Here is a 22,634-nt window from a genome sequence, read left to right as displayed (position 1 = left end):
GCTTACGCCGTGCAAGTCAGGTTCGGTCCATTTGCGCCAATACGCATAGACGTTCTGCCACTTGGGAAAGTCAGGCGGTAGATAGCGCCACTGACAACCTGTGCGTAGAACATAGAGCACTGCGCAGAACACTTCATACAGATCCAGCTGTACCGGTTTGGTGTTACGCCGTACGCCACGTAGTAGCGGCTCTATCTGGGCAAACTTTTCTCGACTAATGTCGCTTGGGTAGGATTTTCTCTTCACCAGCCCATTATCGCTCACAAAAAGATCGTAAACAGGTTCTAAGAGGCTGTTCATAATCTGCTGCGCTTCGTGATACGCCCCACGGTGAGTACCGCTTCGAAATGCTCATGTACCACTTGACCATTCCGCTTTCTCAGCGGTTTTCGCCTTGTCTCGCTCTTGCTCGCTAGATTTTGAACTGGCTCTAAGAACCTGTTTACGATCCGCTTTCTCAGCCGTTTTCGCCTGACCTCCTCTTGTATCGCGAGATCATAAACACGCCTTGCGTCTTTCGAGGCTCCGCAGAAGCGGCGGGATCAATGACCGTTGGCGTGAGCGCAGCCGGAAATCAGCGCCTTCAACTCATCCACCATCACCAGCTGGATGTGCTTGTGATCGACCGTGATCCAGCCTTGCTGCTGGAACTTGGACAACGTGCGGCTGACGGTTTCCAGTTTCAAACCCAGGAAGCTGCCGATTTCCTCGCGGCTCATGCGCAGGATGAAATCATTGGCGGCGAAGCCGCGGGTGGACAGACGCTGGGACAAATTGAGCAGGAAGGCGGCCAAGCGTTCTTCCGCCTTCATGTTGCCCAATAGCAACATTACATTTTGATCGCGAACGATCTCGCGGCTCATCAGTCGGTAGAAGTGGTGCTGCAAGGTGGGAATTTCGCGGCCCAGGCTCTCCATGCGGCTGAACGGCAACTCGCACACCTCGCTGTCCTCCAGCGCGATGGCGTCGCAACCGTGAACATTGGCGGAAATACCGTCCAAGCCCATTAGTTCGCCGGACATGTGAAAGCCGGTCACCTGCTCGCGGCCGTCCTGACTGGCCACGCTGGTCTTGAAGAAGCCGGTGCGCACCGCGAACAGCGAGCGGAAGCCCTCGCCGCTGCGGAACAGGTACTCGCCGCGCTTCAAACGGCGGCTTTGACGGATCACTGCGTCAAGCTGGGTCAGTTCCTCGCGGTTGAGCCCCACTGGCAGACAGAGTTCCTTCAGGCTGCAGTTGGAGCAGGAGACCTTCAGGTTATGCAAAGAGATATGGTTCTGATCGGACATGGCATGTTTAGTACAAGCTTGCGACGAAGCTTGACCCTTATCAAAGCGAAATTCGCAGGATTTCCGCAAATTTACCAGTCCACCAGAGGTTTTGCCATCCAAATACGACATGAAGACCACCCACCCATTTTCTCCTGCCCATTTTGAATTCGACCGCGCTCTGATTGAACGCCTCGACGGGACAGGTCCTAGATATACGTCATACCCGACAGCAGATCGCTTTACGCCGGGTTTTGCCGAAAGAGACTACATCCACTGGCTACGGCAGCGCAGCATCGGCGCCAACCGGAAACCTTTATCATTGTACGCTCATATACCTTTTTGCAACACTATCTGCTACTACTGCGGTTGCAACAAGATCATCACCAAGGATAGCGGCAAAGCCGACTTGTATCTGGACTACCTGGAAAAGGAAGTCCAGATGGTCGCCTCCTGTCTGGGGCGCCGAGAGCAGGTGATACAGCTGCATTTCGGCGGCGGCACCCCGACTTTCCTGTCCGACGCGCAACTGGAACGATTGATGACCTTGCTCAAGACTCATTTCGAGTTCTTGAAGGAGGGGGAGTATTCCATAGAAATAGACCCGCGCAAAGTCAGTGCAGCTACAATTTTCAAGCTGGCCGAATTAGGTTTCAACCGCATCAGCGTCGGCATTCAGGACTTCGAGCCCGCGGTGCAGCAGGCGGTGAACCGCGTGCAGTCCGAAGCGGAAACTCTAGAGGTGATCCAGGCCGCGCGCGACGCCAGCTTCAAATCCGTCAGCGTCGACCTGATCTACGGCCTGCCCTTGCAGACCCGTGAATCGGTGCGTCGCACGCTGGACAAAGTGATCGCCATAGGACCGGACCGGCTGGCACTGTACAACTACGCCCATTTGCCCACCGTGTTCATGCCGCAACGCCGCATCAACGAGGCCGATCTGCCGTCGCCGGAAACCAAGCTGGACATCCTGCAGGACTCGGTGCAACGCCTGGCCGACGCCGGCTATGTGTTCATCGGCATGGACCACTTCGCCAAGCCGGACGACGAACTGGCCTCCGCCTTGCGCCAGGGCCGGCTGCAGCGCAATTTCCAGGGTTATTCCACGCATGCGGACTGCGACATGATTGGCCTTGGCCTGTCCTCCATCGGCAAGGTCGGCCCCTGCTACAGTCAGAGCGCCAAAGATCTGGACAGCTACTACGCGGCGCTGGACAGCGGCCATCTGCCGGTGCTGCGCGGGCTGACGCTGGACAATGACGACATCCTGCGTCGCAGCATCATCCAGGGTCTGATGTGCCGTTTCTCGCTGTCCGTGGAAGCGCTGGAGGAAATTCACGGCATCAACTTCGCCGAGTACTTTGCGGAAGAGTTGCCGCAGATCCGCGAATATCAGCAACTGGGGCTGCTGTCCTTCGACGGCGACTTCATCATGGTGGAACCCAAGGGCCGTCTCCTGATCCGCAATATCGCGATGATCTTCGATAAGCACCTGCGCGAGCGCCGCACCCAGGCTCGCTACTCCAAAACCATTTAAGCCAGTCCCAGACAAAACAGCCCGCGTCTAAACGCGGGCTGTTTATCGTTGGAGCCTGGCAAAGGCTTACCAGATGTCTTTTTCCACCTTGGCCGCCAGTTCCGGGTAATCCGCCACCTTGAACACAGGGGTGGACTCTCCTTGCTTCAGCTGACGCTCATAGTCCTTCAACACGATGAAGAAGTAACGCGACAACAACACAATGGCCACCAGATTAATCAAGGCCATCAAGCCCATGGCGAAGTCGGCCATGTCCCATACCAGCGGCAGGCTGGCCACCGCGCCGAACATCACCATCGCCAGCACGATCAGCCGGAACACCAGCAAGATCCACTTGTTGCTGCGAATGAATTCGACATTGCCCTCGGCGTAAGCGTAATTGCCGATGATGGTGGAAAAGGCGAACAGGAACATCGCCACCGCCAAGAAGGACGCCCCGATCGGGCCGAACTGGGCCTCGATGGCCTTCTGCGTCAGCGCCACCCCGCTCAAACCCTGATCATGCACGCCGGACAACAGAATGATGGCCGCCGTGGCGGTACAGATCACCATGGTGTCGATGAAGACGCCGAACATCTGGATCGCGCCCTGGCTTGCCGGATGGCGCGAGGTCGCCGTCGCGGCGGCGTTGGGAGCGGAACCCATGCCCGCCTCATTGGAAAACAAACCGCGCTTGATACCCAGCATCATCGCCTGGCTCACGGCGTATCCGGCAAAACCGCCCGCGGCCTGCTCCAGACCAAAAGCGCTCTTGACGATCAACACAATCAGACCGGGCAACTCGGCGGCATGCACCGCCAACACATAGAAGGTCATCAGCAAATAGACGGCCGCCATCACCGGCACCAGCCATTCGGCCACCCGCGCCACCGAGCGCACGCCGCCAAAGATGATGGGCGCGCTCATCACCACCAGGGCGATGCCCACCATATAGCGGTTCCAGCCCCAGGCGCCCTCGGTGGCCGCCACGATGGAGTTGGCCTGCACCGCGTTGAACACCAAGCCGAAAGCCAGAATCAGGCACAAGGCGAAGATCACGCCCAGCCAGCGTTGCCCCAGGCCTTTCTGGATGTAGTAGGCCGGACCGCCGCGGAAGGTGTCGTCATGGTGATTGGTCTTGAACAGTTGCGCCAAGGTCGATTCGGCGAAAGCGCTGGCCATGCCCAGCATGGCGGTCAGCCACATCCAGAACACCGCGCCGGGTCCGCCGGCGGCAATGGCGATGGCCACGCCGGCGATATTGCCTGTGCCCACACGGCTGGCGAGGCCGGTGGCGAAGGCCTGAAACGGCGAGATGTCGTCCTTGCTGCGGTGGCCGCCGCGGCCGCCCATCATCTCGCGCCAGCCGCGCGCAAAAAGCCGCAACTGCAACAGGCCGGAGCGCAACGAGAAATACAAGCCGACGGCCAATAACAGGCCAATCAGCACTTTGCCCCAAATCACATCATTGGCGGCATTGATAAACGAATGAAGCAAGTCCATGGATCCTCTATAAAGCTCTGAGCGTGGCAATCTGGAAAATAGGCGACGCGCGCCGGAAGGATTGCAGACAGGAAGGTTGTCCTCGCCGCGGTCTTGGCGCCGGGCTTGAAAATTGCAGCCTTGACGAAACCGTTCCCCGCGACCGTCGGGTCGCCTGGTTCAGGACACTGCTTCATCAGACTGTTCGATGCAAAACCCGGCGAATTTAGCAAAATAGAGTGATTGCTGGCAATGCCGGGCAATCTTGGCCAAAGCCTCGCAAACGTCCATTCCCCCGTTTCAACGCACGCCTTTGTCATTGAATCGTTCCGAATAGCCGGACGCTGACCCAATGCCAAAACAATCCAAAGTCATTTTCAATGCCCCAGGCATTATTGCCGGTTATTCGCCCTAGCCAGACAAGCCAAAGCTCAGGCCCCTTAGCTAAACGAACTGATAAGCGCCTCATCCGACAAGCCATCGCATTTCATGCGGCAATCGCAGCCCGTGAAAATTGCCTATTCTGGAACTGGCGAAGCAGACGTCCACATTGCGTGCGTCTGCGCCACAGTCAGGAGCGAAATCATGACAACACCCGTGGTAAGGCTGATGCAGCGCTTGAGCTACCCCAGCCGCTTTGCGCTGATCGGCACGGTCTTTGCCGTCGCCTTACTGTACATGGTGTACGGTCTGTATCGAACCAATCAGGACAATATCGACTTTTCGCAAAAAGAAAGAGTCGGGGTGTCCTATATTCAGCCGCTGCAGCATTTGCTGGGCGCGCTGGAGCAAGCTCAGGACCTGGCCGTGCGCGCGGCTCAGGGCGAAGCCGCCGCCAAGGCCGCGCTTCCCGCGGCGCAGGCGCAGCTGGAACAAGGCTGGAACCAACTGCAAAGCGCTCACGAACGGTACGGCGGCATCTTGCAAACCGACGAAGCCTGGAAAACCGCCAGCGCCGCGCGAGGCACGCTGTCGCGGATCGGAGGCGCCCCGCCGCCCCAAGTCATCACCAGCTTTGACAGCACGGCGGACAAACTCAACGCCTTGCTAGGCGCCGCCAGCGACAACTCCAATCTGACGCTGGACCCGGACATAGACAGTTACTACCTGATGGACGCCGCAACCACCAAACTGCCCGCGCTCAGCAACTACATCGGCGAAGCGCTGGCCTGGGCCGCCAAGTCGGAGGCCGGCCAAACGCTGACACCAGCCGAGCGCGACCGCTTGGTGGAGCTGCGCCCGCTGATCAATGGCACGCTGGACGGCTTGAACAGCGATCTGGCCAAGGCGCTGGCCTACAATCCGTCGCTGAAAAACGCGCTGAGCGCAGAATCTCAGGCGCTCGCCGCCTTCCACCAAGGCCAGGCCGCGGCCATAGACAAAGCCATCACCGGCCAGACCGGCGCAGCCTTGGCCCTGAGCGGGATGGCGGCGAAAAACGCGGAGATCGGCTCCCGCTTCAGCGATGTCACGCTGAAAAACCTGGAGGCGTTGCTGCAAGCCCGCATCGACCGCATGCAGGCTCAGCGCAATCTTTACATCGGCATCGGCCTGGCCGCGATGCTGCTGGCCAGCTTCCTGTTTCATCAGCTCTACCTGTCCATCACCTTGCAACTGGGCGGCGAGCCTTTCTACGTGCAAAGCGTGGTCGAACAATTAGCCGCAGGCCAGCTGGGCACCCGGATCCAACTGCGCGAGCAGGACAGCAATAGCTTGCTGGCCTCCATTGGCAAGATGCGCGACCAATTGCGCGACACCGTGACGCAGTTGCTGGACACCTCGCGCGAAGTCAACGCGGCTGCGGACCAGATGGCTCAAAGCGCCCAGAACGTCTCCCATAGCAGCACCCGGCAAACCCAGGCCGCGGCCAGCATGGCGGCGGCGATCGAGCAACTGAGCACCAGCCTGATGGTCAGCGCCGAGCAATCGGAGCAAGCCAATCAGCTCTCGCGCGCCGCGGTCAGCCAATCCAGCGAGGGCAACGCCATCATCCACAACGCCAGCGCCAGCATGGACAGCATCGTGCGCGACGTGTCTTCTGCCTCGGAAACCATAGGCGCGCTGGGCCAGCAATCGGAGTCCATCGCCAGCATCGTCGATGTGATCCGCGATGTCGCAGACCAAACCAATCTGCTGGCGCTTAACGCCGCCATCGAAGCCGCGCGCGCCGGCGAACAAGGCCGCGGCTTCGCCGTAGTGGCCGACGAGGTGCGCAAGCTGGCGGAACGCACCGCGCAATCCACCACCGAGATCAGCACCATCGTTTCCGACATTCAGCGCACCTCGCAGCAGGCCATCACCAATATGCAAACCGGCATGAGCGCCATCATGAAAGGCCAGGAGAACACCCGCAACGCCGGCGCCAGCATCGCCTCCATCCGCCAATGCGTGGATCAGGTGCTGGACAGCATCCATCAAATCACTCAAGGTCTGAAGGAACAGAGCAGCGCCAGCCAGTCGCTGGCGCAAAACGTGGAAAGCGTGGCGCGGATGTCGGAAACCAACGCCAGCGCCGTCGAAGCCAGCGCGCAGACCGCCGGCGAACTGCAATCGGTGTCGCAACGGCTGGGGCAGCTCGCCGGCCGTTTCAGTGTCTAGACTACAATGCCGCGCCCGCTGATAAAGCTGATCGCGGCGTTGGCTTCGGCGCCCGCCGCGGCGGCCGGGCTGACCATTCTGGTCAGCCCTCAGCCTCCCATCATCGAAGTCTCCGCCGATCAGCAACACGTCTCCGGCGCCGCCATCGACTTGATGCGCGCGCTGTCCCTGCGCGCCGGCCTGCCGTTCAAGTTTACGCCCTACCCCACCGCCCGCGCCGTGCTGCTGGTCCAGCAGACCCCGGACGCCTGCTTGACCGCCGCTCGCTTTCCGGAACGGGAAACGCTGTTCCGCTGGAGCGAGCCTGTCATCCGCCTGCGGCTGGTGCTGCTGGCGCGCCATGACGAAACCCGCGACTTCGGCGGCGTGGAGCAGGCCAGGCAATTCCATATCGGCGCCGTACGCGGCACCGCCGTGGCCAGCCGGCTAAAACAGCAGGGCTGGACACTGGACGAGAGCGCCGACGCGGCAAGCAGCCTGCGCAAGCTGCAATTGGGCCGCATCGACTTGCTGGCCACGCTGGACGTGGGCATACAGGGCCTGGCCGACAAAATGAAAATGGCGACGCCGCGTGTCGCCCTGGTGGTGAATGAAACGGATATCTATTTCGCCTGTCATCCGCAGTTGAGCGACGACGCCATGCAGCGGCTGAACCAAGCCATCCTGGCGATGAAGGCGGACGGCAGCATCAAGGCTTTCAATCTGAAATAGGCCGCAGCAAATCCAAACGGTCGGTGCAGACGCTATCCACGCCCCAGGCCAGCAAACGTTCGGCATCGGCCGGCTGATTCACCGTGTAGCACAGCAATTGAAAGCCCGCTTGCTTGACGCTGGTCGCCAAGGCCGCGTCCAAGCTCTGATAGTCGCAATGCAAGGCCACGCAGTCCAGATCGCGCAAGCGCGACAGCCAGTCCGCCGGCACTCGCTCCACCAGCCAGGCGCGCGGCAGAGCCGGCGCAGCTTCCCGCGCAGCGCACAGCGCCTCGGCGGAAAAAGACGACAGCAAGGGCTGCAACGCGGCGCCGGCCCACAACCGGGCGGCTTCCGCCGCCACCGCAGCGCCGGTTTCCGCCTCCCGTCCCAGGCAGGGCTTGATCTCGATGTTCAAGGCAATGCCGTGCGCAAGGCAGCAGGCGGCGACCGTGTCCAGCGTCGGCATGGGCTCGCCGGCAAAAGCCGCGCCCTTCCAGCCGCCGGCGTCCAGCCGCGCCAATTGCGCCATGCCCAGCGCCGCCGCCGCGCCGCGGCCATTGCTGGTGCGCTCCACCGTGTCGTCATGCAGCAGAAAACAGACATTGTCGGCCGACAGCTTCACATCGCATTCGGCGCCTCGGTAGCCGTAGCGCAAACCTTCGCGAAAACCGGCCAGAGTATTTTCCGGCGCCAGAACGCCGCCGCCGCGATGAGCGATGAAGCGGGGATAAGGCCATTGCAGGCCGGGCGTGGAGTAAGACATGGGCGCTTCCTTGCAGACCTCGAACAAAAGGCATCATTGTCGCCGGCGAGGATTGCAGACGGATGACGCGCTCCCAGTATGGCAAAAGCCGCCTTCGCAGAGCAAAGACGGCTTGGTCAAACACGGCGCCAGATACCGGGCTTATTGGTAAGTCAGCGCATTGGCCTTGCCGTGGAACACCCGGTAGACAAAGGCGGTGTACAGCAGAATCACCGGCAGCACCACCGCCGCGCCCCAGAAGATCACCCACAAGGCCGCGGTGTCGCTGGCCGCCTGCCAGATATTCAGCCGGCCAATCACCACCTCGGGGAACACGCTATAAGTCAGGCCCCAGAACGACAGCAGCACGATGCCGACGGTGCAGGCGAACGGCGCCCAGCACCAATTATCATTGCCGGCGGCCTGACGCGCCGCCAAGCGCGGCAGGATCACCCACAGCGTGGCGAACAACACAATGCAGCCCAAGGGCAAAGGCAGCAGCAGCAAGAACTCCGGCAGGGCGAACCACTTTGCGGCGATATGGCTGCTGGCCAGCGGCGTGGCCGCCGACACCAGCAGCACAGACAGACCGGCGCCGGCCAGGCTGCGCCGCGCCCAAGCCACCGCCTTGGCTTGCAAAGCGCCGCTGGTCTTCATGATCAGCCAACCGGCGCCAAGCAAAGTGTAAGCCGCCGCCAAGCCGATGCCGGCCAGCAAGGCAAAGCCCCAGGCCAGCCAACCCTCGGCGAAGCCGGTCAGGTAGCGGCCCAGCATCACGCCCTGAGTCAGCGCCGCCAACAGCGAGCCACAGGCGAAAGCGACATTCCACCACGGCTTATGCGGCTCGCGCGCCTTGACGCGGAAGTCGAAGGCCACGCCGCGCACGATCAAGCCAGCCAGCATCAGCGCCACCGGCAGATAGAGCTCGCCCAGAATGATGCCGTGCGCCAGCGGAAAGCCCACCAGCAATAGGCCCACGCCCAGCACCAGCCAGGTTTCGTTGGCGTCCCAGAACGGGCCGATCGACGCGATCATCATGTCCTTCTCGTCGTCCTTGGCGAAGGGCAACAACAAGCCCACGCCCAGATCGTAGCCATCCAGCACCACGTAAATCAGCATGGCCAGGGCCATCAGGCCGGCGAACACCACCGGCAACCAATACACAGCGCCACTCATGCCAGTTTCTCCTCAAGATGCGCGGCCTCGCCGCCGGACTGGCCGGCCGCCTTGCCCGCCATGTAGAACAAGACCGACACATAGGCGGTCAGCAACACCAGGTACAAACCCAGGTACATCGCCAGCGTAGACGCCACCATACCGCCGGTCGCCGGACCCGCCGCCTGAGCGGTGGTCAGCACGCCCTCCACCAGCCACGGCTGACGGCCGATCTCGGTCACGTACCAGCCTGCCAGGGTCGCGACCCAACCGGCGAAGGTCATGCCCACCAGCGCCCGCAGCATCAGCGGCGCCAACTGGCCGCGGCGACGCAGTTGCCAACAGGCCAGCCAAGACACCAGCAGCATCAGCGCGCCCACGCCGGCCATCACGCGGAAGCTCCAGAACACCTTGCCCACAGGCGGATGCTGAGCGAACTCATTAAGACCGCGGATCTCGCCGTTGGGATCATGAGTGATGATCAGGCTGGCCAGCTTGGGAATGCCCACCGCCATATCGTTCTGACGGGTTTCCGCATTGGGCAGAGCGAACAGCAACAGCGGCGCGCCCTTCTCGGTATGCCAGATACCTTCAATCGCCGCCAGCTTGGCGGGTTGATGCTTGAAGGTGTTGAGGCCGTGCATGTCGCCCACGAAAATCTGCAGCGGAATCAGCAAGGCCGCGGTCACCACGCCGGTTTTCAGCGCCATCTTCGCGCCGTCGCTGCGATCGCCCTTCAGCCGGCGATAAGCGGACAGACCCGCCACCAGAAAGGCTGTGGTCAAGCCGGAGGCGATCAGCATATGGGTCAGCCGGTAGGGCAAAGAGGGATTAAAAATCACCTCCAGCCAACTGGTCACCACCGCCTTGCCGTCCACCATCTTGAAACCGGTCGGGGTCTGCATCCAGGAATTCAAGGCCAGAATCCAGAACGCCGACACCGTATTGCCGAAGGCGACCAGGAAGGTGGCCCAGGTATGCACTCGCTCGGACACCCGCGAACGGCCGAACAGCATCACGCCCAGGAAGGTGGCCTCCAGGAAGAAAGCGGTCAGGATTTCATACGCCAGCAGCGGGCCGGCGATATTGCCCACCGTCTGCATATAGCCAGGCCAGTTGGTGCCGAACTGGAAGCTCATGGTCACGCCGCTGACCACGCCCAGGGCGAAGGACAAGGCGAAGATCTTCACCCAGAAGCTATAGGCGTCCATCCAGCCTTGCTGACCGGTTTTCAGGTAACGCAGCTTGAAGAACAGCAGCACCCAGCCCATCGCGATATTGATGGTGGGGAACAAGATGTGAAAGGAAATATTGGCGCCGAACTGAATGCGCGCCAATACCAGCGGGTCAAAGTCCATAGCTACTCCCTGTCGCCGTCGCGACTGGTCAGTTTCGAAAGCGAGTGGGTGAACTGCAGGATTTTCTGCACCTGCGAACCCAGTTTCATCAGGCGCTGCAAGGTCTCCACGTCCATGTGCTGGATATCGGAGAACCAGGTGGTCACCAGTTCGATCAACTGGTGCATCTCCTTCATCCGCGCTTGGGCATGGCGTTCAGCGTCGCTGGCCGGCGTCTCCATGATCGCGCCGCGCAACATGGTCAGCGTAGGCTCCACCTCGCGCTTTTTGCGCTCCTCGGCCAGGGTTTTGAAAATGGCCCAGACATCGTCGGGCGTGGAGAAATATTCGCGGCGATCTCCGGGGAAATGCTGCAGCCTGACCAGCCGCCAGGACTCCAGCTCCTTGAGACCCATGCTGACGTTGGAGCGTGAAAAGCTCAGGCTCTCTGCGATTTCATCCGCGTTCAGCGGCTTCTCCGATACATAGAGCAGCGCGTAGATCTGCCCGACGGTGCGATTGATGCCCCAGCGGCTGCCCATTTCACCGAAATGCAGCACGAAAGACTGGACGAGTGGCGATAAATTCATGACGTTCTCAATTTTCAGGAATTTCTGAAACTTTGATATAAATCATAAATTCGCAACGAAACCAAGTCAATCACAACCATCATTGAGCCGCACGCTTGACAGAACCCCAAACCATGCATCTCGCATCTTTGCAGTCTGTGCCTGCACGGCTGACGCCGCAGTCGGGCTGCGCTAAAATAGCGCCGACTCTCCAAAAGCCCCGCCGCACGCGGGGTCGAAACATTAATCAGGGATGCTCTGGCGCCCGCGCGCCCTTGATCCGCGGGCAAAGGCCACGGCATCCTGTTGTCCATTCATAAGAGCCCACAGCCAATGAGCACGCCACAGCACACCCCGATGATGCAGCAATACCTAGCCATCAAACGCGAACACGCCGACAAGCTGGTTTTCTACCGCATGGGGGACTTCTACGAACTGTTCTATGAGGACGCGGAGAAGGCGGCGCGCTTGCTCGACATCACCCTGACCACCCGCGGCACCAGCGGCGGCAACCCGATCAAGATGGCCGGCGTGCCCTATCACGCCGCCGAAGGCTATCTGGCGCGCCTGGTCAAAATGGGCGAGTCCGTCGCCATCGCCGAGCAGATTGGCGACCCGGCCTTGTCCAAAGGGCCGGTGGAACGCAAGGTGGTGCGCATCGTCACCCCCGGCACCCTGACCGACGCCGCTTTGCTGGACGACAAGCGCGACAACCTGGTGATGGCAGTGAACATGGTCAAGGGCGTGCTGGGCCTCGCCTGGCTATCGCTCGCCAGCGGCGAGTTCAAAGTATTGCAGACCCGGGTAGACGAGCTCCACAGCGAGTTGGAGCGCTTGAAACCCGCCGAACTGGTGATCCCGGACGACACCGGCCTCAATGTGTTCGAAACCGTGGCCACGCCCAAGAAAAAGCTGCCGCCGTGGCAGTTCGACATCGAGTCGGCGCAGATGACGCTGACCCGGCACTTCGGCACCCGCGACTTGGCCGGCTTCGGCGCCGACACCCTGCCAGTGGCGGTGGGCGCCGCCGGCGCGCTGCTGGAGTACGTCAAGACTACTCAGAGCGTCAACCCGGCTCATATCGCCAATCTGGCGGTGGAGGACGCCGGCGAGTTGATCCGCATGGACGGCGCCACCCGCCGTAACCTGGAACTGACCGAAACCATACGCGGCGAGCCGTCTCCGACGCTGGCCTCGCTGCTGGACGGCTGCGCCACCAGCATGGGCAGCCGTCTGCTGCGCCATTGGCTGCATCACCCCATCCGCAGTCACGGCAAGCTGTCGCGCCGGCTGGAAGCGGTGCGCGCCTTGCTGCCGGCCTACGACGACGCCCATGCCCAGCTGCGCGAAGTGGCTGACATCGAACGCATCACCGCCCGCATCGCCCTGCGCAGCGCCCGCCCGCGCGACCTGGCCGCGCTGCGCGATTCGCTGAAGGCGTTGACCGGCGTCAAACGGCTGGCCGCCAATCTCGACGCAGAACTGCTGGGCGAACTGGCGCGCCTGCTGCCGGACGATTCCCCAGTGGAAACCATGCTCAGCCAGGCCATCCTGCCCGAGCCCTCCACCTTCCTTCGTGACGGCGGCGTGATCAATCACGGCCTCAACGCCACGCTGGACGAATTGCGCGCGATCCAGACCGACTGCGGCGCCTTTCTGCTGGCGCTGGAAGCCCGCGAAAAAGAACGCACCGGCATCCCCACCCTGAAAGTGGAGTTCAACCGCGTGCACGGCTTCTACATCGAAGTCACCAAGGCCCAAGGCGACAAGGTGCCGGACGACTACCGCCGCCGCCAGACGCTGAAGAACGCCGAGCGCTACATCACGCCTGAACTGAAGGAGTTCGAAGACAAGGCGCTGTCCGCGCAAGACCGCGCGCTGGCGCTGGAAAAGCAACTGTACGAAGACCTGCTGGATCAACTGGCGCCGCACATACCCGACCTGAAGCTGATAGCGCAAGCGGTGGCCGGACTAGACGTGCTGTCCGCCTTCGCCGAGCGCGCCAGCGTCAACAACTACGTGGAGCCGGAGTTCGTGGCCGAGCCGCGGCTGGAAATCATCGAAGGCCGCCACCCTGTGGTGGAGGCGGAGGTGGAACGCTTCATCGCCAACGACACCCGGCTGTCCGACACCCGCAAACTGCTGCTGATCACTGGCCCGAACATGGGCGGTAAATCCACCTATATGCGCCAGAACGCGCTGATTACGCTGATGGCGCACGTCGGCAGCTTCGTACCGGCCCAACGCGCGGTGATTGGACCGATAGACCGTATCTTCACCCGCATCGGCGCCTCCGACGACCTGGCCGGCGGCCGCTCCACCTTCATGGTGGAGATGACCGAAACCGCCAACATCCTCAACAACGCCTCCGAACACTCGTTGGTGCTGATGGATGAAGTGGGCCGCGGCACCTCCACTTTCGACGGCCTGGCGCTGGCCTGGGCCATCGCCAAGGCGCTGATAGAGAAAAGCCGCGCCTATACGCTGTTCGCCACCCATTATTTCGAGCTGACCAGCCTGGAAAGCGAGTACCCCAGCGTCGCCAACGTCCACCTGTCCGCCGTGGAGCACAAGGACCGCATCGTGTTTCTGCACCATGTGGAGGAAGGCCCGGCCAGCCAGAGCTATGGCTTGGCGGTGGCTCAGCTGGCCGGCGTGCCCGGCAAAGTGATCCGCGAGGCGCGTCGCTATCTGACTGAATTGGAGAACCACTCCGCCAGCCGCGTGCAGCCAGACCTATTTATCAGTTTACCCGCGACGACAACTGTGGAACCTGAAGCGAATCCGGCAGTCGAACGCCTTCTGGAGGTCGATCTAGACGATCTCTCGCCACGGGAAGCCCAGGCCCTGCTCTACGAATTAAAGAAACTGGCCAAATGACCAGGCCAGACCCGGGGACGTTTCCTATATTACTAGAAGGTAACATCCGAGACAGGAGCAACAACAATGTCGCTTGAAAACACTGCCACCGCCCCGGGCCTGGTCACACTGTTCAGTCAGGTCACGGACGATGGAAGCATTGCCCTTTCCTCCATCCGCGAGCGGGCCAACCTCGAATTGTCCAGCTTCGCCGAACTGGCGAGCCAACAATTGAAACAACTGGACATCAGCATGCCGCCTGCGATCAGTCTGATCAGCACGCCGGCCTGCCAGTTGGACTTGGAAAACAACCACCCGCATGCCGAGGAAATCCGGGCCTGGTTGCAGGGCAATGACAACATCACCCGAAAATTCAAGGAAGTGGAAGTGCTGTACGAGATCGTGCGCGCCGCGGAAAGCATAGGCGAAACCTTCCCGGAAAGCTCAACTTTCCACATCGGTTTAACCAGCGCCGGGCCCATCGCCTACTTCGAGGACAGCCATCGCGCTTAACGTCGGCACAACCAAGTTGGCCGCGTTCAACACCCAAAACGGGGAAGCTTTCGCTTCCCCGTTTTTCTTGCCCTAATCCTCCCTTGGCCAGGCCGCCCGCTCCCGCCGGTAAAACCGCGGATAAGCATTGATCAAACGCATCTCCTCCGGATAAGGGTAAAAATCTTCGATGTGGCCGGCGCGGATGCGGCGCTGGCGCAGCTGCCAAAACTCGGGACTCAGCAAATCCCGGTGATGGCGCAGAAAAACCTGCCTGACCTCGGGGTCGCCCAATAGAAAAACGCCGAACTCCTCGGGAAACACATCATTGCGCGCCACCGGGTACCAAACCTCGCCGGACATCTCCATTTCCGGGTTGGGCGCCTCCGGAATCCGCCGGAAATGGCAGTCGCTCAGGTATTCGATCTCGTCGTAGTCGTAGAAAATTACCCGCCCGTAACGCGTCACGCCAAAGTTCTTGAACAACATGTCGCCGGGGAAAATATTCGCCGCCGCCAGCTCCTTGATCGCCAGGCCGTAATCGCGCACCGCCCGCGCCTTCTCCGCCGGTTCGCAATTCATTAGGTAGAGATTCAACGGCTTCAGCCGCCGCTCGATGTACAAGTGCTTGATCACCACCTGCTCAGCGCCCTCCTCCATCATCGACGGCGCTTGCTCGCGCAACTCCCGCAGCAACTCTTCGGTGAAGCGCGCCTTGGGAAACGCCACATTGGAAAATTCCAGCGTATCCGCCAGCCGTCCCACCCGGTCATGGCGCTTCACCAGCTGGTACTTTGCCTTCACCGTGGCCCGGTCCACTTCCTTTGGTCCGCCGAACACGTCCTTGATCAGCTTGAACACATAGGGATAGGACGGCAGAGTGAATACCAGCATCACCAGGCCGCGGATGCCGGGCGCGATGACGAAACTGTCGTTGGAATGTTTCAGGTGCTGGATGAAGTCGCGGTAGAAGGTGTTCTTGCCCTGTTTCTGCAGCCCCAGCATGGTGTAGAGCTCAGCCTTGGTCTTGCCCGGCAGCATCCCTCGCAGGAACTGCACATAAGCGGACGGCACCTCCATATCCACCAGGAAGTAAGCGCGGCTGAAGGAGAACAGCACGCCGATGCGCCAGGGCTCCAGCAGCAAGGTATCCAGGTACAGCCCGCCCAGTGCGTCGTGCAATACCGGGACTGCGAATGGGTAATGCGCGCCGCCGTTGATTACCTTGCCGAACACATAAGCGGTCTTATTGCGGTAGAACGGCGACGACAGCACCTGTATCTGACAATTGGCCTCCGGCTGCGGCCAGCCCCCCTCCAGAAAGGACTCCGCCTGGCGCAACAGCAGGGCGATGTCCCGCCGCAGCCAGGTGAACGGCCGCCGCCAGCCAAAGTCCTCGACGATGCGACGCAATGCCCGCCGCAGGCCCTCGCGCGCGGGGTAATAGCTGCGGTAGGACGGCGGGTCTGACTCGATGTACTCGGTGGAGATCGCCGGCCGGATGAAGATGAAATCGTTGTTGAAGTAATCGCGGTGCAAGATGCGGGTGAACACGGAATTGAAGAAGGTTTCCGCGCACTCCGGTTGCTTGTGATTGGCCAACAGGCCGATGAAGTAAAGCTTGGCCTGCTGCCAGATCTCGTCGTCCAGCAGATCGGCGTGGAATTCGCCATGCAGCCTCGCCACCGTTTCCGCCACCCGTTCGTCGTAGAACTGGATACGGTCGCGAACCGCCTTTTGCACCCCTTGCCAGTCCCCGGACTCGAACAAATCCTTGGCGCCGCGATTGCACTCGCGGAACAGGCGGTAATGCTTGTCGAAACCGTCCACCAGCGCCTGTGCGATATCGCGCGCCACCGGGTTGTAGTACTCGGGAATCTGCATGCGCTCGCCCTCTTGAATCGCCAACGGCCGCGCCCTCGCTCAGGGCTTGCGCGGACCTCCGCGCCGGTCCCCGCCGACGCCGCGCGGCCGCGCGCCGGGCTTGGCGATGCGCTGAGCATGCGACACCCTCGGCAAATCCGCAAGATCCACCTCCAGCTCGCGCATCTCCCCCGGCTGCAGGCCGTCCAGCGTCCACGGTCCTATCGCCGCCCGCACCAGGCGCAACGTCGGCAGCCCCACTTTGGCGGTCATGCGCCGCACCTGGCGGTTCTTGCCCTCGCTGATGACGATCTCCAGCCAGCCGTCCGGCACCGTCTTGCGAAAACGCACCGGCGGCGTGCGTTCCCACAGCGCGGGCGCGTCGATGCGCCGCGCCTGTGCCGGCTGGGTGGTGAAATCGCCCAGGTCGACGCCGCGGCGCAGTTGTTCCAGTTGTTCGTCGCGGATCTGTCCCTCCACCTGCACCCAATAGGTCTTGGGCAGCTTCCAGCGCGGATTGGCGATGCGGTGTTGCAATTCGCCGTCGCCCGTCAAAAGCAGCAGACCTTCGCTGTCGGTGTCCAGCCTGCCCGCCGGGTACACGCCCGGCAACGGCACGCAGGACTTGAGCGTCGGATGCTTGGGATGCTCTGAAAACTGGCAGATGACGCCGTAGGGCTTGTTGAGCAGGATGAGTCGGGACATGGCATGAAGAGCGGCGAGAAAAGAATGAGGCGAATGATACAAGAGCCTGCCGCCGCGCGCCGCAAGTTTGCCGGCGAAGACGCTCCAGGCGCGGCCTATAATTCGCATTCGAACCCCTGCCGCGCAGTTATCAAGCATAAAAGTTCAAATGCGCAGCGAGCCAAGCGCGCGCGGAGAGGTATAATTCGCTTTTGAAAATTACCCGAGAGTCTCCGGACCGTGTTCAGGCCGCGTCGCCTGAACCGCCATCCGCCTTTCCAAGGTCTTTCCATGCGCCGGCAGCGCCCTGCGCAACCGTTCTGTCGTCACAAGATAAAAGGAGATAGAGTAATGCCTTCGGAACAGCCCAAAATCATCTACACCCTGACCGACGAAGCGCCGGCGCTGGCCACCAGCGCCTTCCTGCCGGTCGTGCAAGCCTTCGCCGGCTCCGCCGGCATTGAAGTCGCCACTGCCGACATTTCGCTGGCCGCGCGCGTCCTGGCCGAATTCCCCGACTATCTGGCCGACGAACAGAAAGTGCCGAACACGCTGGCCGAACTGGGCAAACTGACCCAGCACCCCGACACCAACATCATCAAGCTGCCCAATATCAGCGCCTCCGTGGCCCAATTGATCGCCTGCGTCAAAGAATTGCAGGCCAAGGGCTACCCGCTGCCGGACTATCCGGAAAACCCGGCCTCCGACGCCGACAAAGCCATTAGGGACCGCTACGCCAAATGCCTCGGCTCCGCGGTGAACCCCGTGCTGCGCGAAGGCAATTCCGATCGTCGCGCGCCGCTGGCGGTGAAAAACTACGCCAAGAAGCATCCGCACTCGATGGGCGAATGGAAGCAGTGGTCGCAAACCCACGTCTCCCATATGCACCACGGCGACTTCTACCACGGCGAGAAGTCGATGACGCTGGACAAGGCGCGCGACGTGAAGATGGAACTGACCACCAAGAGCGGCCAGACCATCGTGCTCAAACCCAAAGTCGCGCTGCAGGCCGGAGAGATCATCGACTCCATGTTCATGAGCAAGAAGGCGCTGTGCGACTTCTACGAGCGCGAAATGGAAGACTGCCGCGAATCCGGCATCCTGTTCTCCCTGCACGTCAAAGCCACCATGATGAAGGTGTCCCACCCCATCGTGTTCGGCCACTGCGTCAAGATCTACTACAAGGAAGCCTTCGAAAAACACGGCAAGCTGTTCGAAGAGCTGGGCGTCAACGTCAACAACGGCATGGCCACCCTGTACGAGAAAATCGAAACCCTGCCGGCTTCCAAGCGCGAAGAAATCATCCGCGACCTGCACGCCTGCCAGGAGCACCGCCCGCGCCTGGCCATGGTGGATTCGGCCAAGGGCATCACCAACTTCCACTCGCCCAACGACGTGATCGTGGATGCCTCGATGCCGGCGATGATACGTGCTGGCGGCAAGATGTGGGGGGCCGACGGCAAACCTTACGACGCCAAGGCCGTCATGCCGGAGTCCACCTTCGCCCGCATTTATCAGGAGATGATCAACTTCTGCAAATGGCACGGCAATTTTGATCCCAAAACCATGGGCACCGTGCCCAACGTCGGCCTGATGGCGCAGAAGGCCGAAGAGTACGGCTCCCACGACAAGACTTTTGAAATCCAGGAAGATGGCGTCGCCAACATCGTCGACCTCGCCACCGGCGAAGTGCTGCTGTCGCAAAACGTCGAGCAAGGCGATATCTGGCGCATGTGCCAGGTGAAGGACGCGCCTATCCGCGACTGGGTCAAGCTGGCCGTCACCCGCGCCCGCAACTCCGGCATGCCGGCGGTGTTCTGGCTGGACCCGTACCGCCCGCACGAGAACGAACTGATCAAGAAGGTCCACGCCTACCTGAAGGATCACGACACCAGCGGCCTGGAAATCCACATCATGTCCCAGGTTCGCGCAATGCGTTACACCCTGGAGCGCGTGGCGCGCGGCCTGGACACCATCTCGGTGACCGGCAACATCCTGCGCGACTACCTGACCGACCTGTTCCCCATCATGGAACTGGGCACCTCGGCCAAAATGCTGTCCATAGTGCCCCTGATGGCCGGCGGCGGCATGTACGAGACCGGCGCAGGCGGTTCCGCGCCCAAGCACGTGCAACAGCTGCTGGAAGAAAACCATCTGCGTTGGGACAGCCTGGGCGAGTTCCTGGCGCTGGCGGTATCCTTGGAAGAACTGGGCATCAAGACAGGCAACGGCAAAGCCAAGATCTTGGCCAAGACGCTGGACCTCGCCACCGGCAAACTGCTGGACGAGAACAAGTCCCCGTCGCGCCGCACCGGCGAGCTGGACAACCGCGGCAGTCAGTTCTACCTGACCCTGTACTGGGCCCAGGCACTGGCGGAACAGTCCGAGGACAAAGAGCTGCAGGCCCGCTTCGCCCCGCTCGCCCAAAACCTGGCTAGCAACGAGCAGAAAATCCTGGACGAGTTGAAAGCCGTGCAGGGCAAAGCGGCCGACATCGGCGGCTATTACCATCCCGACGCGGCCAAGTGCGGCGCCGTGATGCGCCCAAGCGCCAGCTTCAATGCCGCGTTGGCCGCCGTGCTCGGCTAAGCCCTTCCCAGTACCCCCGGGAACTTCCCGTCCGACAAAACGCCAAGACATAGGTCTTGGCGTTTTTTTTTGCGCCGTGTCAGCGACCCAGGCGGCAAGCTTTTCATGATTTTTCATAGATAATCAAAATACAAGCCTGCCCAGCGGCGTGCCGTTGCGCACCCCACCCTCAGGAGAGAAAGTATGAGCGTCACCCATATCAAGGTTCCGGCTAACGGCGAGAAGATCATCCCCGGCCAGCCGACGCCCGACCATCCGATCATTCCTTTCATCGAAGGCGACGGCATAGGCGTGGACATCACCCCGGTAATGATCAAGGTGATAGACGCCGCGGTGACCAAAGCCTATGGCGGCAAGAAAAAGATTCATTGGATGGAAGTGTACGCCGGCGAAAAATCCACCCGGCTCTATGGCCCGGATGAATGGCTGCCGAAAGAAACCTTCGACGCATTGAAAACGTATTCAGTGTCCATCAAGGGCCCGATGACCACCCCGGTGGGCGGCGGCATCCGTTCGCTCAACGTGGCGCTGCGCCAGGAGCTGGACCTGTACCAGTGCGTGCGGCCTGTTCGTTACTTCAAGGGCGTGCCCTCGCCGCTGAAACAGCCGGAACTGACCGATATGGTGATCTTCCGAGAGAATACCGAAGACATCTATGCCGGCATCGAATGGCAAGCGGGCAGCGACGCCGCCAAGAAAGTAATCGCCTTCCTTCAGGACGAAATGGGCGTGAAGAAGATTCGCTTTCCAGAATCCTCGGGCATCGGCATCAAGCCGGTGTCCAAAGACGGCACTGAACGCCTGGTGCGCGCAGCCATCCGCTACGCGATAGACAACGACCGCAAGAGCGTGACCATCGTGCACAAGGGCAACATCATGAAGTATACCGAGGGCGGCTTCCGCGACTGGGCCTACGCTCTGGCGAAAGACGAGTTCGGCGCGACGCCTGTCGATGGCGGCCCGTGGTGCGCGTTCAAAAACCCGAAGACTGGCCGCGACATCATGGTCAAGGACGCCATCGCCGACGCCTTCCTGCAGCAAATCCTGTTGCGCCCGGCGGAATACGACGTGGTGGCCACGCTGAATCTGAACGGCGACTACATCTCCGACGCGCTAGCCGCGCAGGTGGGCGGCATCGGCATCGCGCCCGGCGCCAACATTTCGGATCAATACGCGGTGTTTGAAGCCACCCACGGCACAGCGCCCAAATACGCGGGCCAGGACAAAGTCAATCCCGGCTCGCTGATCCTGTCCGCAGAAATGATGCTGCGCCACCTCGGTTGGAAGGAGGCCGCCGATCTGGTGATCAAGGCGATGGAAGCCGCCATCGCCGACAAGCAGGTGACTTACGACTTCGCCCGCCTGATGGACGGGGCCGTCGAAGTCAGCTGCTCCGCTTTTGGCGACGCGATGATCGCGCGAATGTAAAAAATCGCGGCGACACAAAAAGCCCGCGTTGCCGCGGGCTTTTTGAATTGGAGACCCGGCCGGCCTCAACGCCGCAGGTAATCGACGAAGGCGTAAGCCAGGCCATCGGCGCTGACGTGCGCCTCGCGGCTGTCCTCGCGCCAGAGTTCGGCGGACACCTCGGGGAAATGGGCGTCGCCCGGATACTCTCCGGCGATCTCGGTCAGCCGCAGACAGTCCGCGCTGGAGATCGCCTGGCGGTACAGCTCGGCGCCGCCGATCAAACACACTTCTTCCACCGCGCCGGCCAAAGCCAGCGCCTGCTCCAGCGAATGCGCGGCCTCCGCGCCGTCGGCGCTCCAATCCGCTTGGCGCGTCACCACGATGTTGCGGCGGCCCGGCAAGGGCCGGCCGATCGAATCCCAGGTCTTGCGGCCCATGATCACCGGCTTGCCCAGCGTCACCGCCTTGAAATGCTTGAGATCCTCCGGCAAATGCCAAGGCAAGCGGTTGTCTATGCCTATCACCCGCTTGGCCGCCATCGCCGCCACCAGGGTCAAGCGCGGCCTTCCCGCCGCCGTCATACCGCCACCGCCGCTTTGATGTGCGGATGCGGATCATAGCCTTCCAGTTCGAAATCCTCGAACTTGAAGCCGAAGATATCCTTGACCTGCGGATTGAGTTTGAGCGTCGGCAAGGCGCGCGGCTCGCGCGACAGTTGCAGCTCGGCCTGCTCCAGATGGTTGCTGTACAGGTGCGCATCGCCCAGGGTATGCACAAACTCGCCCGCTTGCAGCCCGCACACTTGCGCCATCATCATGGTCAGCAAGGCGTAACTGGCGATATTGAAGGGCACCCCCAGGAAGATATCGGCGGAGCGCTGATAGAGCTGGCAGGACAGCTTGCCGTCGGCCACGTAGAACTGGAACAGGCTGTGGCAGGGGGGCAGCGCCATCTCATCCACCAGCGCCGGGTTCCAGGCCGACACGATCAAGCGGCGCGAATCCGGATTGTTCTTGATCATCGCCACCACATTGGCGATCTGGTCGATGTGGCGGCCGTCCGGCGCAGGCCAACTGCGCCACTGGTAGCCGTAGACCGGCCCCAAATCGCCGTTTTCATCTGCCCACTCATCCCAGATCGACACGCCGTTTTCCTTCAGATAGCGGATATTGGTGTCGCCGGACAGGAACCACAGCAGTTCGTGGATGATGGAACGCAGATGGCATTTCTTGGTGGTGATCAGCGGAAAACCCTGTTGCAGGTCGAAGCGCATCTGGTGGCCGAATACCGAACGGGTGCCGGTGCCGGTGCGGTCGGACTTGTCGTGGCCATGTTCCAGCACATGGCGCATCAGGTCGAGATACTGTCGCATTGTGT

The 22,634-nt window shown here is 61.4% G+C and carries 18 protein-coding genes; 7 read left to right on the top strand and 11 right to left on the bottom strand.

Translation table 11 applies throughout. The annotated features are described in order from the left end of the window. Both BR71_RS23955 and fnr read right to left on the bottom strand, forming a co-directional pair. The coding region (locus BR71_RS23955) for a transposase (RefSeq protein WP_156039084.1) at positions 1-300 on the bottom strand (300 nt) is incomplete at its 3' end. Positions 301-542: 242 nt separating this feature from the next. Next, a complete protein-coding gene (gene fnr, locus BR71_RS22205) occupies positions 543-1,289 on the bottom strand; it encodes a fumarate/nitrate reduction transcriptional regulator Fnr (RefSeq protein ID WP_043590811.1) in 747 nt (248 codons plus the stop codon). Between the two features lie 109 nt (positions 1,290-1,398). Between fnr and hemN the strand changes: the two genes are divergently transcribed. Next, positions 1,399-2,805 (top strand): oxygen-independent coproporphyrinogen III oxidase, encoded by a 1,407-nt coding sequence (hemN, locus tag BR71_RS22200; protein ID WP_043642266.1) that lies wholly within the window; start codon positions 1,399-1,401, stop codon positions 2,803-2,805. Positions 2,806-2,871: 66 nt separating this feature from the next. Here hemN and BR71_RS22195 read toward each other — a convergent pair whose 3' ends face one another. Continuing rightward, positions 2,872-4,287: an alanine/glycine:cation symporter family protein gene (locus BR71_RS22195; RefSeq protein WP_019101096.1), complete on the bottom strand. Its 1,416-nt coding sequence runs from the start codon at positions 4,285-4,287 to the stop codon at positions 2,872-2,874. Between the two features lie 564 nt (positions 4,288-4,851). Here BR71_RS22195 and BR71_RS22190 point away from each other — a divergent pair. Both BR71_RS22190 and BR71_RS22185 read left to right on the top strand, forming a co-directional pair. Further along, positions 4,852-6,864, top strand: coding sequence for a methyl-accepting chemotaxis protein (locus BR71_RS22190; protein WP_162179248.1), 2,013 nt, complete (start codon positions 4,852-4,854; stop codon positions 6,862-6,864). A gap of 6 nt (positions 6,865-6,870) precedes the next feature. Further along, positions 6,871-7,575 (top strand): substrate-binding periplasmic protein, encoded by a 705-nt coding sequence (locus BR71_RS22185; protein WP_043642262.1) that lies wholly within the window; start codon positions 6,871-6,873, stop codon positions 7,573-7,575. Here BR71_RS22185 and ugpQ read toward each other — a convergent pair. The 4 genes from ugpQ to BR71_RS22165 form a co-directional block, all read right to left on the bottom strand. Further along, entirely contained in the window at positions 7,562-8,320 is a 759-nt protein-coding gene (gene ugpQ, locus BR71_RS22180; protein WP_043642260.1) for a glycerophosphodiester phosphodiesterase, read from the bottom strand. The genes BR71_RS22185 and ugpQ overlap by 14 nt on opposite strands. 141 nt (positions 8,321-8,461) lie before the next feature. Then, a complete protein-coding gene (locus tag BR71_RS22175) occupies positions 8,462-9,475 on the bottom strand; it encodes a cytochrome d ubiquinol oxidase subunit II (protein ID WP_043642257.1) in 1,014 nt (337 codons plus the stop codon). Beyond that, positions 9,472-10,812: a cytochrome ubiquinol oxidase subunit I gene (locus tag BR71_RS22170; RefSeq protein WP_043642255.1), complete on the bottom strand. Its 1,341-nt coding sequence runs from the start codon at positions 10,810-10,812 to the stop codon at positions 9,472-9,474. The genes BR71_RS22175 and BR71_RS22170 overlap by 4 nt, the downstream gene beginning before the upstream one ends. 2 nt (positions 10,813-10,814) lie before the next feature. Further along, positions 10,815-11,381: a GbsR/MarR family transcriptional regulator gene (locus BR71_RS22165; protein ID WP_043590797.1), complete on the bottom strand. Its 567-nt coding sequence runs from the start codon at positions 11,379-11,381 to the stop codon at positions 10,815-10,817. Positions 11,382-11,693: 312 nt separating this feature from the next. Between BR71_RS22165 and mutS the strand changes: the two genes are divergently transcribed. Then, positions 11,694-14,240: a DNA mismatch repair protein MutS gene (gene mutS / locus BR71_RS22160; protein WP_043642252.1), complete on the top strand. Its 2,547-nt coding sequence runs from the start codon at positions 11,694-11,696 to the stop codon at positions 14,238-14,240. Positions 14,241-14,306: 66 nt separating this feature from the next. Next, positions 14,307-14,732 carry a hypothetical protein gene (locus BR71_RS22155; protein ID WP_043642250.1) on the top strand — a complete coding sequence of 142 codons (426 nt, stop codon included), beginning with the start codon at positions 14,307-14,309 and terminating at the stop codon, positions 14,730-14,732. 72 nt (positions 14,733-14,804) lie between these two features. Here the strand turns inward: BR71_RS22155 and aceK are convergent, their stop codons facing one another. After that, positions 14,805-16,595, bottom strand: a complete 1,791-nt coding sequence (gene aceK / locus BR71_RS22150) for a bifunctional isocitrate dehydrogenase kinase/phosphatase (protein ID WP_043642248.1) — start codon at positions 16,593-16,595, stop codon at positions 14,805-14,807. Between the two features lie 39 nt (positions 16,596-16,634). After that, complete coding sequence (locus BR71_RS22145) at positions 16,635-17,279, bottom strand: pseudouridine synthase (RefSeq protein WP_043642312.1); 645 nt, start codon at positions 17,277-17,279, stop codon at positions 16,635-16,637. Between the two features lie 330 nt (positions 17,280-17,609). On the opposite strand from BR71_RS22145, the gene BR71_RS22140 reads away from it, so the two are divergent. Both BR71_RS22140 and icd read left to right on the top strand, forming a co-directional pair. Beyond that, positions 17,610-19,847 (top strand): NADP-dependent isocitrate dehydrogenase, encoded by a 2,238-nt coding sequence (locus BR71_RS22140; protein ID WP_043642246.1) that lies wholly within the window; start codon positions 17,610-17,612, stop codon positions 19,845-19,847. Between the two features lie 183 nt (positions 19,848-20,030). Further along, positions 20,031-21,275, top strand: coding sequence for an NADP-dependent isocitrate dehydrogenase (gene icd, locus BR71_RS22135; RefSeq protein ID WP_043642244.1), 1,245 nt, complete (start codon positions 20,031-20,033; stop codon positions 21,273-21,275). A gap of 65 nt (positions 21,276-21,340) precedes the next feature. Here icd and BR71_RS22130 read toward each other — a convergent pair whose 3' ends face one another. Then, complete coding sequence (locus tag BR71_RS22130) at positions 21,341-21,838, bottom strand: dihydrofolate reductase (protein WP_043642241.1); 498 nt, start codon at positions 21,836-21,838, stop codon at positions 21,341-21,343. Then, the gene (locus BR71_RS22125; RefSeq protein ID WP_043642239.1) at positions 21,835-22,629 is read right to left on the bottom strand and encodes a thymidylate synthase; all 795 of its coding nucleotides are present in this window, start codon (positions 22,627-22,629) and stop codon (positions 21,835-21,837) included. Before BR71_RS22125 ends, BR71_RS22130 begins: the two co-directional genes overlap by 4 nt. Positions 22,630-22,634 lie beyond the last annotated feature (5 nt).

This window comes from Chromobacterium haemolyticum DSM 19808, from assembly GCF_000711885.1.
In the GTDB taxonomy this organism is placed as follows: Bacteria; Pseudomonadota; Gammaproteobacteria; order Burkholderiales; family Chromobacteriaceae; genus Chromobacterium; species Chromobacterium haemolyticum.
This window is presented reverse-complemented; position numbering and strand designations above follow the sequence as displayed.